The 12,734-nt window shown below is 69.5% G+C and carries 10 protein-coding genes and 1 tRNA gene; 2 read left to right on the top strand and 9 right to left on the bottom strand.

Annotated features, from left to right (window positions below; genetic code table 11):
- Nucleotides 1-101: 101 nt before the first annotated feature.
- From rpoB to ACZ6EJ_RS02505, 8 genes are all read right to left on the bottom strand, one after another.
- Entirely contained in the window at nt 102-3,587 is a 3,486-nt protein-coding gene (rpoB, locus tag ACZ6EJ_RS02540) for a DNA-directed RNA polymerase subunit beta (RefSeq protein WP_469263972.1), read from the bottom strand.
- Nucleotides 3,588-4,221: 634 nt separating this feature from the next.
- Nucleotides 4,222-4,605 (bottom strand): 50S ribosomal protein L7/L12, encoded by a 384-nt coding sequence (rplL, locus tag ACZ6EJ_RS02535; protein WP_469263970.1) that lies wholly within the window; start codon nt 4,603-4,605, stop codon nt 4,222-4,224.
- An 84-nt stretch (nt 4,606-4,689) separates the two neighbouring features.
- Nucleotides 4,690-5,247, bottom strand: a complete 558-nt coding sequence (gene rplJ, locus ACZ6EJ_RS02530) for a 50S ribosomal protein L10 (RefSeq protein WP_096625024.1) — start codon at nt 5,245-5,247, stop codon at nt 4,690-4,692.
- Between the two features lie 923 nt (nt 5,248-6,170).
- Entirely contained in the window at nt 6,171-6,893 is a 723-nt protein-coding gene (gene rplA / locus ACZ6EJ_RS02525; RefSeq protein ID WP_469263968.1) for a 50S ribosomal protein L1, read from the bottom strand.
- Between the two features lie 81 nt (nt 6,894-6,974).
- A complete protein-coding gene (gene rplK, locus ACZ6EJ_RS02520) occupies nt 6,975-7,409 on the bottom strand; it encodes a 50S ribosomal protein L11 (RefSeq protein ID WP_003967000.1) in 435 nt (144 codons plus the stop codon).
- 176 nt (nt 7,410-7,585) lie between these two features.
- Nucleotides 7,586-8,500, bottom strand: coding sequence for a transcription termination/antitermination protein NusG (gene nusG, locus ACZ6EJ_RS02515; RefSeq protein ID WP_469263966.1), 915 nt, complete (start codon nt 8,498-8,500; stop codon nt 7,586-7,588).
- A gap of 73 nt (nt 8,501-8,573) precedes the next feature.
- On the bottom strand, nt 8,574-8,861 hold the full coding sequence (gene secE / locus ACZ6EJ_RS02510) for a preprotein translocase subunit SecE (protein ID WP_469263963.1): 288 nt from the start codon (nt 8,859-8,861) through the stop codon (nt 8,574-8,576).
- A 106-nt stretch (nt 8,862-8,967) separates the two neighbouring features.
- Nucleotides 8,968-9,040 (bottom strand) — tRNA-Trp (locus ACZ6EJ_RS02505).
- Between the two features lie 212 nt (nt 9,041-9,252).
- Here ACZ6EJ_RS02505 and ACZ6EJ_RS02500 point away from each other — a divergent pair.
- On the top strand, nt 9,253-10,479 hold the full coding sequence (locus ACZ6EJ_RS02500) for a pyridoxal phosphate-dependent aminotransferase (RefSeq protein WP_469263962.1): 1,227 nt from the start codon (nt 9,253-9,255) through the stop codon (nt 10,477-10,479).
- Between the two features lie 115 nt (nt 10,480-10,594).
- The gene (locus ACZ6EJ_RS02495; protein ID WP_469263961.1) at nt 10,595-11,608 is read left to right on the top strand and encodes an adenosine deaminase; all 1,014 of its coding nucleotides are present in this window, start codon (nt 10,595-10,597) and stop codon (nt 11,606-11,608) included.
- Nucleotides 11,609-11,676: 68 nt separating this feature from the next.
- Here ACZ6EJ_RS02495 and ACZ6EJ_RS02490 read toward each other — a convergent pair whose 3' ends face one another.
- Complete coding sequence (locus ACZ6EJ_RS02490; RefSeq protein WP_469263960.1) at nt 11,677-12,732, bottom strand: UDP-N-acetylmuramate dehydrogenase; 1,056 nt, start codon at nt 12,730-12,732, stop codon at nt 11,677-11,679.
- Nucleotides 12,733-12,734: the final 2 nt, after the last annotated feature.

Raw genomic sequence — 12,734 nt, 5'->3', positions numbered from 1 at the left:
CCCCCCCCCCCCCCTCCCCCCCCCCCCCCCCCCCCCCCCCCCCCCCCCCCCCCCCCCCCCCCCCCCCCCCCCCCCCCCCCCCCCCCCCCCCCCCCGGCCCGTCAGACCTCTTCGACGCTGCTCGGCTCGCGCCGGGACAGGTCGATACCGAGCTCCTCCGCCGCACGGAAGACGTCCTCGTCCGTGTCGCGCATCTCGATGGACATGCCGTCCGAGGACAGCACCTCCACGTTGAGGCAGAGCGACTGCATTTCCTTGATGAGCACCTTGAAGGACTCGGGAATGCCGGGCTCGGGGATGTTCTCGCCCTTGACGATGGCCTCGTAGACCTTCACGCGGCCGGTCACGTCGTCGGACTTGATCGTCAGGAGCTCCTGGAGGGCGTATGCGGCGCCGTAGGCCTCAAGGGCCCACACCTCCATCTCACCGAAGCGCTGACCACCGAACTGCGCCTTACCACCCAGCGGCTGCTGGGTGATCATGGAGTACGGGCCGGTCGAACGCGCGTGGAGCTTGTCGTCGACCAGGTGGTGCAGCTTGAGGATGTACATGTACCCGACCGAGACCGGCTCCGGGAACGGCTCGCCGGAGCGGCCGTCGAACAGATTGGCCTTGCCGGAGGGCTGCACCAGGCGGTCGCCGTCGCGGTTGGGGATCGTGGCCTCGAAGAGGCCGGAGATCTCGTCCTCGCGCGCACCGTCGAAGACGGGCGTGGCGACGTTGGTGCCGGGGGCGACCTTGTCGGCGCCGATGGCCTGCAGGCGCTGGGCCCACTCCTCACCGAGGCCGGAGACGTCCCAGCCGCGGCTGGCGAGCCAGCCGAGGTGGATCTCCAGGACCTGTCCCGGGTTCATGCGGGACGGGACGCCGAGCGGGTTGAGGATGATGTCGACCGGGGTGCCGTCCTCCAGGAACGGCATGTCCTCGATCGGCAGGATCTTGGAGATGACGCCCTTGTTGCCGTGGCGGCCGGCGAGCTTGTCACCGTCGGTGATCTTGCGCTTCTGCGCGACGTAGACGCGGACGAGCTGGTTCACGCCCGGCGGCAGCTCGTCGCCCTCCTCGCGGTCGAAGACGCGGACGCCGATGACCTTGCCGATCTCGCCGTGCGGCACCTTCAGCGAGGTGTCGCGCACCTCGCGCGCCTTCTCACCGAAGATCGCGCGGAGCAGGCGCTCCTCGGGGGTCAGCTCGGTCTCGCCCTTGGGCGTGACCTTGCCGACGAGGATGTCGCCGGCGACGACCTCGGCGCCGATCCGGATGATGCCGCGCTCGTCGAGGTCGGCGAGGACCTCCTCGGAGACGTTCGGGATGTCCCGAGTGATCTCCTCCGGGCCGAGCTTGGTGTCACGGGCGTCGACCTCGTGCTCCTCGATGTGGATCGAGGAGAGGACGTCGTCCTGCACGAGGCGCTGCGACAGGATGATCGCGTCCTCGTAGTTGTGACCCTCCCACGGCATGAACGCCACGAGCAGGTTCTTGCCGAGGGCCATCTCGCCGTTCTCGGTGGCCGGTCCGTCGGCGAGGACCTGGTCGGCGACGACCCGGTCCCCCTCGGAGACGACGACCTTCTGGTTGACCGAGGTGCCCTGGTTGGAGCGCATGAACTTGGCGATGCGGTACGTGGTGTACGTGCCGTCGTCGTTCGTGACGGTGATGTAGTCCGCGGAGACCTCCTGGACCACACCGTCCTTCTCGGCCTTCAGCACGTCGCCCGCGTCGGTGGCGCAGCGGTACTCCATGCCGGTGCCCACCAGCGGGGCCTCCGACTTGATGAGCGGCACCGCCTGCCGCATCATGTTCGCGCCCATGAGCGCGCGGTTGGCGTCGTCGTGCTCCAGGAAGGGGATCATCGCGGTCGCGACGGACACCATCTGGCGCGGCGAGACGTCCATGTAGTCGACCTCCGTGCCGGGCACGTAGTCGACCTCCCCGCCGCGGCGGCGGACCAGGACGCGGGGCTCGGTGAAGCGCAGGTCGTCGGAGAGGGTCGCGTTCGCCTGGGCGATGACGAAGCGGTCCTCCTCGTCGGCCGTGATGTAGTCGACGTCGTCGGTGACCTGGCCGTCGACGACCTTGCGGTACGGCGTCTCGATGAAGCCGAACGCGTTGACGCGGCCGTACGAGGCGAGCGAACCGATCAGACCGATGTTCGGGCCTTCGGGGGTCTCGATCGGGCACATGCGTCCGTAGTGGGACGGGTGCACGTCGCGGACCTCGAAGCCGGCCCGCTCACGGGAGAGGCCACCCGGACCCAGCGCCGACAGGCGGCGCTTGTGGGTGAGACCCGAGAGCGGGTTGTTCTGGTCCATGAACTGCGAGAGCTGGCTGGTGCCGAAGAACTCCTTGATGGAGGCGACGACCGGCCGGATGTTGATCAGGGTCTGCGGCGTGATCGCCTCGACGTCCTGGGTCGTCATGCGCTCGCGCACGACGCGCTCCATCCGCGCCAGGCCCGTGCGGACCTGGTTCTGGATGAGCTCGCCGACGTTGCGCAGACGGCGGTTGCCGAAGTGGTCGATGTCGTCGGTCTCGACGACGATCTCCCGGCCCGACTCACCGATCGTCTCGGTCTCACCGGCGTGCAGCTTGACCAGGTACTTGATGGTCGCGATGACGTCGTCGGTGGTGAGCACCCCGGCGTCCAGCGGCTCGTCGGCGCCGAGCTTCTTGTTCACCTTGTAGCGGCCGACCTTCGCGAGGTCGTAGCGCTTCGGGTTGAAGTAGAGGTTCTCGAGCAGCGTCTGAGCGGCCTCGCGCGTGGGCGGCTCGCCCGGACGCAGCTTGCGGTAGATGTCGAGCAGCGCGTCGTCCTGGCCCTGGGTGTGGTCCTTCTCCAGGGTGGCGCGCATCGACTCGTACTCGCCGAACTCCTCCAGGATCTGCTCGGTGGTCCAGCCGAGCGCCTTCAGGAGGACGGTGACGGACTGCTTGCGCTTGCGGTCGATGCGGACACCGACCATGTCGCGCTTGTCGATCTCCATCTCCAGCCAGGCGCCCCGAGAGGGGATGATCTTGGCGGAGAAGATGTCCTTGTCGGACGTCTTGTCGATGGAGGAGTCGAAGTAGACACCCGGCGAGCGGACGAGCTGCGACACGACGACACGCTCGGTGCCGTTGATGACGAAGGTGCCCTTGTTGGTCATGAGCGGGAAGTCGCCCATGAAGACCGTCTGGGACTTGATCTCGCCGGTCTCGTTGTTGGTGAACTCGGCCGTGACGAAGAGCGGGGCCGCGAACGTGAAGTCGCGCTCCTTGCACTCGTCGATCGAGTTCTTCGGGGGCTCGAAGCGATGGTCGCGGAACGTGAGCGACATCGACCCGGAGAAGTCCTCGATCGGTGAGATCTCCTCGAAGATCTCCTCCAGGCCGGACTTGGTGGGGACGTCTTGTCCACTGTCCAGAGCAGCCTCGACGCGAGCCTTCCAGGCGGCGTTGCCGAGGAGCCAGTCAAAGCTCTCGGTCTGCAGCGCGAGGAGGTTCGGAACCTCGAGGGGCTCCTTGATCTTTGCAAAGGAGATGCGCAGCGGGGCGGTGCTGGCACCGTGGTTCGTATTCGCGGTCGAGGCGTTGCGCGAGGCGGCCAAGAGGGGGTCCTTCCGAGGGCTCGGACTCACTACGCGCGTACCGGTCCCACTCTGGACACATCGACGGACCGTTCCCGAACCGGTCGCGTACGCCCGGATCGGAGGGGGTCGTTCATCGGTGCTTCAGCGTGGGTATGCCCCTGGTGACGGGCAGGAGGCAGCTAACAGGCAGCGCAAAGGGTCAGTGTAGCCAAGCGGCACACTGATGTCCAGTCGGGGTTCTCAGAGACCCACGTTGCTCTCAACAGCTTGTTCTCAACACCTATGACTAGCCCTCGCGCGGGATGCGCACTTCTTTACTGCCCTCTCCACTCTCGATCCATGCCTCGGATGCGGATCGAGATGATGACGCGTCCTGAGAATTGCGCGCCGCGTCCGGTTCGTCAAGGCCACCGGTCCGTACGGACCTCCTCGGCCCCTCGCCGCCCGCCCCCTGGGACGCCCGCAGGGGCCCCTCCGGGGCCCGCGGGAGGCGCACGGCGAAGATCACCCTACTCGGCGTCCGCGGAAGGGCAAGGCAGCCGCCACGGGCACGCCGAAGGGCGACCACCCGGATGGGTGATCGCCCTTCGGCGAGGTGACGTCACCGCCTTACGACGGGGACGGCCTCGGGAGAGTCAGAAGACTCGTCGAGTCACTTGACCTCGACGGAGGCGCCAGCGGCCTTGAGGGACTCGGCAGCCTTCTCGGCGGCCTCCTTGGCGACCTTCTCGAGGACCGGCTTCGGGGTGCCGTCGACGAGGTCCTTGGCCTCCTTCAGGCCCAGCGAGGTCAGCTCACGCACGACCTTGATGACCTGGATCTTCTTCTCGCCGGCGCCGGTGAGGATGACGTCGAACTCGTCCTGCTCGACAGCGGCCTCGGCGGCCGGGGCGCCCGGGCCCGCGGCGACGACGGCGGCCGGGGCGGCGGCGGTGACGTCGAACTTCGCCTCGAAGGCCTTCACGAACTCGGAGAGCTCGATGAGGGTCATCTCTTCGAACTGCGCGAGCAGGTCGTCCTGGGACAGCTTCGCCATGATAGGCGTCCTTCCACTATTCGGCAGGTGCCGGGTGTATATGTCGGCGGGCGTACGTGGAGCCCGCTGGACCGCTGAGCGAAATTACTCGGCGGCCTCGGCGGGAGCCGGCGTACCGGCACCGCCCTGCTCTTCCTTCTTGGCACGAAGCGCTTCCGCGGTGCGGACGAACTTCGACGGGAGAGCCTGGAAGAGCGCGGCAGCCTGGGACTGCTTGCCCTTCATGGCACCTGCCAGCTTGGAGAGCAGAACCTCGCGGGACTCGAGGTCCGCGAGCTTCTTGATCTCATCGGCGGACAGCGCCTTGCCGTCAAGGACACCGCCCTTGATGATGAGGTTCGGGTTGTCCTTGGCGAAGTCACGAAGACCCTTCGCCGACTCCACCGGGTCACCGGTGACGAAGGCAACCGCCGTCGGACCCGAGAACAGGTCGTCCAGCGTGTCGATCCCGGCCTCGTTGGCCGCAATCTTGGTCAGCGTGTTCTTCACCACGGCGTACTGGGCGTTCTCACCGAGCGAACGGCGCAGCTCCTTGAGCTGTGCCACGGTGAGACCCCGGTACTCGGTCAGCACGGCGGCGTTCGAGCTGCGGAACTGGTCCGTCAGCTCGGCTACCGCGGCAGCCTTGTCGGGCCTTGCCATGAGCGTCGGCCTCCTTCCGGGTGATGAGGACCGCTCAGAAGGGGCCGGGAAAGACGAAACGCCCCAGCACAAGTGCCAGGGCGCGGCTCGACCGGGCGGAAATCCGTCCGGGAGCAGTTCCACAGTCACCTGCGCAGGTCGTCCGATCTCAGCGGAACCTTCGGTCACCGTCCCTCTCACGAGAGCACAGCGACGACCAGCGGTCTTTGGCTTCCTGCTGAGAGTACGCGACCGGAACCACGCCCGGCAAATCGGTCCTCGCCCGCCCCTCACGGGAGGGCTCGGGCGGGGCCGGAGAGGCTCGGGAAGCGCCCGGAGCTCCGCCCCCGGCCCAGTGTCTTCGTGACGTCCACCGTGTCCGAGGGGGCCGCTTCTCGGCCGGGACGCCCGTGCCGTAGTCGCTGGAGAAGCGCGCCCGGACCGTTCCGTCGCCGCCGGCCGGCTTCAGGGCGTCGGCCATGGCGCCGCTGGTGCAGGTGATGGTCAGCGCGCCCGAGAGGCCGTCGGCCCAGCCGATGGCCCCGGACCGCTTCCTGGCCAGGGCGTCGCCCATCTCGGTGGCGTCCTGGATCCGGGCCGGCCGGGCGCCGCCGGTCTTCCGCCGCACCTGCTTCAGCGCGGCGACCGGGCCCGCCTCCGTCGTACCGCCGGACCGCGTGCGTCCTCGTCCGAGCCCCCGGAGCCGCCGCAGGCCGCCAGTGACGTCAGCGCCGCCGCCGGGGCCGTGCCGGCGCGCCGTGCCGTGCTCGTCCTCATGCGACCGGCCCGCTCCTCGCGCCGTCCGCCGTGCCCGCCCGCAGTGGCACGGGGCACGGACAGGCTCGGAGCCTTCCGGATACGAGGACGGGCCCCGCGCCTCGAAAGGTCGCGGGGCCCGTCCACACCGTGCGCGCTTGACGCGGCTACCGGGTGAGCGCGGTGGCTCAGACGGAGGCCGGGTCCTCCTCGACGAGGAGGTTGCGGGTGCGGTTGGCGTCCAGCGGGATGCCGGGGCCCATCGTGGTGGCCAGCGTGGCCTTCTTGATGTAGCGGCCCTTGGCGGCGGACGGCTTCAGACGCAGGATCTCGTCCAGCGCCGCCGCGTAGTTCTCCACCAGCTTGGTGTCGTCGAACGAGACCTTGCCGATGATGAAGTGCAGGTTCGAGTGCTTGTCGACGCGGAACTCGATCTTGCCGCCCTTGATGTCGTTGACGGCCTTCACGACATCGGGGGTGACGGTGCCGGTCTTCGGGTTCGGCATCAGACCACGCGGACCGAGCACGCGGCCCAGGCGGCCGACCTTGCCCATGAGGTCCGGGGTGGCGACGACGGCGTCGAAGTCCAGACGGCCCTTCGCCACCTCGTCGATCAGCTCGTCGGCGCCGACGATGTCGGCTCCGGCGGCTTCCGCGGCCGCAGCACGGTCACCGGTCGCGAAGACCAGGACCCGGGCGGTCTTGCCGGTGCCGTGCGGGAGGTTCACGGTGCCGCGGACCATCTGGTCGGCCTTGCGCGGGTCGACACCCAGGCAGAAGGCGACCTCGACGGTGCCGTCGAACTTCGTGGAGGCGGTGTCCTTGGCGAGACGGACGGCCTCGAGCGGGGCGTAGGCACGCTCCCGGTCGATCTTGGCGTCCGCAGCGCGGAGGTTCTTGCTGCGCTTCACTTCTACTCCTGTGTTTTCAGAGTGTGGAGTCGTGGTGCGGACCAGCGCTTGGTCCTACCACTGAGGGCTACGGGGGCTGGATCAGCCTTCGACCGTGATGCCCATGGAGCGGGCGGTGCCGGCAATGATCTTCGACGCGGCGTCGAGGTCATTGGCGTTCAGGTCGGGGAGCTTCGTCGTGGCGATCTCACGGACCTGGGCAGCCGTCAGCTTGGCGACCTTGGTCTTGTGCGGCTCGCCGGAGCCCTTGTCCACACCCGCGGCCTTGAGGATCAGCTTGGCGGCCGGCGGAGTCTTCGTGACGAAGGTGAAGGAGCGGTCCTCGTAGACCGTGATCTCCACCGGCACGACCATGCCGCGCTGCGACTCGGTCGCGGCGTTGTAGGCCTTGCAGAACTCCATGATGTTGACGCCGTGCTGACCGAGCGCGGGGCCGACCGGCGGGGCCGGGTTCGCCGCACCGGCGTTGATCTGGAGCTTGATAAGCCCCGTGACCTTCTTCTTCTTGGGAGGCATTGCTCTCTCCGGGTCCAGTTGAGAGTGTTTCGCCGCCGATTCCGGTCATCCGGATGGAGGCATACCGCACAACGATAACGGGTATAGCTGTGCGACCAAAAACCCAGCAGGTCAGACGGGCTGCGAAGCCCCTCTGACCTGCTGGGTAGGCATGGGTCCAGAAACCGGCGGGAGCGCTAGTTCTTCTGGATCTGGTCGAAGCTCAGCTCGACCGGGGTCTCGCGGCCGAAGATCTCGACGAGGCCCTTGACCTTCTTCGAGTCGGCGTTGATCTCGTTGATCGTGGCCTGCAGGGTGGCGAACGGACCGTCGGTGACGGTGACCGAGTCGCCCACCTCGAAGTCCAGCACCTGGACCTCGACCTTGCGGGAGGGAGCCGGCTTGCCCTCGGCCTCGGCGGCCTCGCGGGCGGCCTTCTCCTCGGCCTCGGGGGCGAGCATCTTGACGATCTCGTCCAGGGTCAGCGGGTACGGGTCGTAGGCGTTGCCCACGAAGCCGGTGACGCCGGGCGTGTTGCGCACGACGCCCCAGGACTCGTTCGTCAGGTCCATGCGGACCAGGACGTAGCCGGGAAGCTTGTTCTGGCGGACGTTCTTGCGCTCGCCGTTCTTGATCTGGACGATCTCTTCCTCGGGCACTTCGGCCTGGTAGATGAACTCCTCGACGTTGAGCGAGACGGCGCGCTGCTCCAGGTTGGCCTTCACGCGCTTCTCGTAGCCGGCGTACGTGTGGATGACGTACCACTCGCCGGGCAGGCCGCGCAGCTCCTCGCGGAGGGCGGCGACGGGGTCGACGGGGGCGGCCGGCTCGGCCTCCGCCTCGTCGGCGCTCTCGTCCTCGGCGCTCTCCTCGACGGCCTCGTCGGCCTCTTCCTCGTCGATCTCGGCGGCCACCGCGTCGTCCTCGTCGGACTCCTCGGAGGCTTCGGCGACGGCGGCCTGCTCGGCCGCCTCGCCCGCGGCGAGGTCAGCGGCCTCGGCCTGGTCCGGGTCCACGGAGTCAGCAGCCTCAACGATGTCGAGCTCGTCCTCGGCGGACTCGAAGGCGCCAGCCTCGGGCTCGACGGCGTCGTTCAGGTTCGGGTCAGACACGATGGCTGCTTCTTCCTGGATACAAAGGGGTGGAACGTGCGAAAGGGGCGTCGCGAGGACGCCTTCCGCGGGATCAGCCGAAGACGTACTTGGTGACCCGCGCGAATCCCAGGTCAAGAACGGTAACAAGGCCGATCATGACGACGACGAACACGATCACCACGGTGGTGTACGTCGAGAGCTGGCTACGGGTCGGCCAAACAACCTTACGGAGTTCGGCGACGATCTGGCGGTAGAACAGCGCCAGCCGGCCCAGAGGGCCCTTCTTGCCGCGCTTGCCGCCCTTCCGAGCCTTCTTCTGCGACTCGGGAGCTTCGTCCTCAGCATCAGGCATGTCGATGGAGCCCACGGCGTCCGTCACGCTACTCACCTGATTCCGGGTCGTGGCCGTGCCGCGCCCGGTGGAGCCGCACGGCTGTGCAATGAAGTACGTACATGCGCACACATCCTGGCGAAGGAGTGTGTAGCAGGGCCGGAGGGACTTGAACCCCCAACCGCTGGTTTTGGAGACCAGTGCTCTACCAATTGAGCTACGACCCTTGGTGGTTTCCACCAACCTACCGCATCTCCCCCGGTGGACGGGTGCGGAAACGGTGCGGCTGGTGAAGGCCAACGACAGGTGAGTGTACGTGCTCAGGGCCGCCGCGTCGAACAGACGGCGGCCGACCGGTCCCGTCCGGGGGCCGGCCAGGCGGTGTCCGGGGGCCGAAACCCGTGTGCCGACGCCTTTTCCGGTCTGGGACCATGGGCCCATGAGCCCTGCAACTTCACCGTCCGAGCGCCGGGTTTCCGCCCGCATCGGTGCGATCTCCGAGTCCGCGACCCTCGCCGTCGACGCCAAGGCCAAGGCCCTCAAGGCCGCCGGTCGCCCGGTGATCGGCTTCGGGGCCGGCGAGCCCGACTTCCCGACCCCCGACTACATCGTCGACGCCGCCGTCGAGGCCTGCCGCAACCCCAAGTACCACCGCTACACCCCCGCCGGCGGGCTCCCCGAGCTCAAGGCCGCCATCGCGGCGAAGACGCTGCGCGACTCCGGCTACGAGGTCGACGCCGGCCAGATCCTGGTGACCAACGGCGGCAAGCAGGCCATCTACGAGGCCTTCGCCGCGATCCTCGATCCGGGTGACGAGGTCATCGTCCCCGCCCCGTACTGGACCACCTACCCGGAGTCGATCCGGCTCGCCGGCGGCGTCCCGGTCGAGGTCGTCGCCGACGAGACCACCGGCTACCGCGTCTCCGTCGAGCAGTTGGAGGCGGCGCGCACGGAGCGGACCAAGGTCGTCCTGTTCGTCTCGCCCTCCAACCCGACCGGGGCCGTCTACAGCGAGGCCGAGGCGGAGGCCATCGGGCGCTGGGCCGTCGAGCACGGCCTGTGGGTGCTCACCGACGAGATCTACGAGCACCTCGTCTACGGCGACGCCGCCTTCACCTCGCTCCCGGCGATCGTCCCCGAGCTGCGGGACAAGTGCATCGTCGTCAACGGCGTCGCCAAGACGTACGCGATGACCGGCTGGCGGGTGGGCTGGATCATCGGCCCCAAGGACGTCGTCAAGGCCGCGACCAACCTCCAGTCGCACGCCACGTCCAACGTGTCCAACGTCGCCCAGGCGGCCGCGCTCGCCGCCGTGTCGGGCCCGCTGGACGCGGTCGCCGAGATGCGCACCGCCTTCGACCGCCGCCGCGGGCTCGTCGTGCGGATGCTCAACGAGATCAACGGCGTGTTCTGCCCGGAGCCCGAGGGCGCGTTCTACGCCTACCCGTCGGTGAAGGAGCTGCTGGGCAAGGAGATCCGCGGCAAGCGCCCGGCCACCACCGTCGAGCTGGCCGCCCTGATCCTGGACGAGGCCGAGGTCGCCGTCGTCCCCGGTGAGGCGTTCGGCACGCCGGGCTACCTCCGCCTGTCCTACGCCCTGGGCGACGAGGACCTCGTCGAAGGCGTCTCGCGGATGCAGAAGCTGCTGGGCGAGGCCAAGGACTGACCACCCGCCGAGAGGCGCCCCCGGCCCCCTGGGCCGGGGGCGCTTTTTGTTCGAGCCGCACCCCAGGAGGGAACGCGGCTACCGCTCCGGCCCGCCCGTGCGGCAGGATCTCCCAATGGAGCGTGATGTACGTCTGTTGCCCAAGGCCCACCTGCACCTGCACTTCACCGGGTCGATGCGGCCCACCACCCTGCTCGAACTCGCCGACAAGTACGGGGTCCACCTCCCCGACGCCCTGACCAGCGGCGAGCCGCCCAAGCTGCGGGCGACCGACGAACGCGGCTGGTTCCGCTTCCAGCGCCTCTACGACATCGCCCGGTCCTGCCTGCGGTCCCCGCAGGACATCCACCGGCTGGTCCGCGAGAGCGCGGAGGAGGACGTCGCGGACGGCTCCGGCTGGCTGGAGATCCAGGTCGACCCCACCTCGTACGCCCCGCTGCTCGGCGGGCTGATCCCGGCCATCGAGGTCATCCTCGACGCCGTGGACAGCGCCGCTCGGGACACCGGCCTCGGGATCCGCGTGGTGATCGCCGCCAACCGGATGAAGCACCCGCTGGACGCCCGCACCCTCGCCCGCCTCGCCGTGCGGTACGCGGACCGGGGCGTCGTCGGGTTCGGGCTCTCCAACGACGAGCGGCGGGGCATGGCCCGCGACTTCGACCGGGCCTTCGCGATCGCCCGCGAGGGCGGTCTGCTGGCGGCCCCGCACGGAGGGGAGCTGTCGGGCCCCTCCAGCGTGCGCGACTGCCTGGACGACCTCGACGCCTCGCGCATCGGCCACGGCGTCCGCGCCGCCGAGGACCCCCGGCTGCTGCGCAAGCTCGCCGAGCGCGGGGTGACCTGCGAGGTCTGCCCGTCGTCCAACGTGGCGCTCGGCGTCTACGAGAAGCCCGAGGACGTCCCCCTGCGCACCCTGTTCGACGCGGGCGTGCCGATGGCGCTGGGGGCGGACGACCCGCTGCTGTTCGGTTCGCGGCTGGCCGCCCAGTACGAGCTGGCGCGCCGCCACCACGGGTTCACCGACGAGGAGCTGGCCGAGTTGGCGCGCCAGTCCGTGCGCGGGTCGGCCGCGCCCGTCGACGTACGGGAGAAGCTGCTGTCGGGGATCGACGACTGGCTGGCCGGCTGAGTGCGCCATCGCCCGCCGGGCGATGGCGCCGGCCGGGCCGGCGTGCTGGACGGGCGCGCCGTCCCGGCTCAGAGGCTGACGCCGACCGTCACGGGCTCGTTGACGAGGGTGACGCCGAAGGCCGCGTGCACCCCGTCGACGACCTCGCGGGCCAGGGCCAGCAGGTCCTCGGTGGTGGCGCCGCCCCGGTTGGTGAGGGCGAGGGTGTGCTTGGTGGAGATCCGGGCGGGACCGCTGCCGTACCCCTTGGCGAACCCGGCCCGGTCGATCAACCAGGCCGCCGACGTCTTGGTGCGGCCGTCCTCGGCGGGGTAGGCCGGGGGCGTCGCGTCCGGGCCGAGCCGCTCGCGGACGCGGTCGAGGAAGTCCTCGTACGCGGCGGGGTCGAGCAGCGGGTTGGTGAAGAACGACCCGGCCGACCAGGTGTCGTGGTCCTCCGGGTCGAGGACCATGCCCTTGCCGGCGCGCAGCCGCAGCACGGTCGCGCGGGCGGCCGCCAGGGGGACGCGCTCGCCCTGCTCGACGCCCATCGCCCTGGCCGTCTCGGCGTACCGCAGGGGCGCCGACAGACCGGCGGCCTCTTCCAGCTCGAAGCGGACGCGGAGCACCACGAAACGGTCGGGTTCAGCCTTGAAGCGACTGTGGCGGTAGGAGAACGCGCACTCCGCGTTGGGGATCGTCACGGTCTCCCGCGCGCGGCGGTCGTAGGCGACGACCTCCGTGATGGTGGAGGCCACCTCCTGCCCGTACGCGCCGACGTTCTGGATGGGCGTGGCGCCGGCGGAGCCGGGGATGCCCGCCAGGCACTCGACGCCGGCCAGGCCCGCCTCGACGGTCCGGGCCACGGCGTCGGTCCACACCTCGCCGGCCGCCAGCTCCAGGGTGTTCCCCGCGAGCGTGCAGCCCCGCGTGGCGATCCGCATCGCGGTGCCGTCGAAGCCCTTGTCGCCGATGACCAGGTTGGAGCCGCCGCCGATCACCAGCAGCGGGGCGCCGCTCGCGTCGGCATCGCGCACGGCGGCGACCACCTCGGCGTCGGTGGTGGCCGTCAGCAGCCGGGCGGCGGGGCCGCCGAGCCGGAAGGTGGTCAACGGGGCGAGAGGGGCGTCGTGGAGTTCCTGCACGG

Source organism: Streptomyces sp. NPDC041970 (genome assembly GCF_055588985.1).
The sequence above is the reverse complement of the archived record's forward strand: the minus strand, read 5'-3'. Positions and strand labels throughout refer to the sequence as shown.

Excerpts from the sequence above, each read along its gene's own strand:
- rplL (WP_469263970.1), bottom strand. The coding sequence starts at position 4,605 with ATGGCGAAGCTGTCCCAGGACGACCTGCTCGCGCAGTTCGAAGAGATG.
- rplJ (WP_096625024.1), bottom strand. The coding sequence starts at position 5,247 with ATGGCAAGGCCCGACAAGGCTGCCGCGGTAGCCGAGCTGACGGACCAG.
- rplK (WP_003967000.1), bottom strand. The coding sequence starts at position 7,409 with ATGCCTCCCAAGAAGAAGAAGGTCACGGGGCTTATCAAGCTCCAGATC.
- ACZ6EJ_RS02500 (WP_469263962.1), top strand. The coding sequence starts at position 9,253 with ATGAGCCCTGCAACTTCACCGTCCGAGCGCCGGGTTTCCGCCCGCATC.
- ACZ6EJ_RS02495 (WP_469263961.1), top strand. The coding sequence starts at position 10,595 with ATGGAGCGTGATGTACGTCTGTTGCCCAAGGCCCACCTGCACCTGCAC.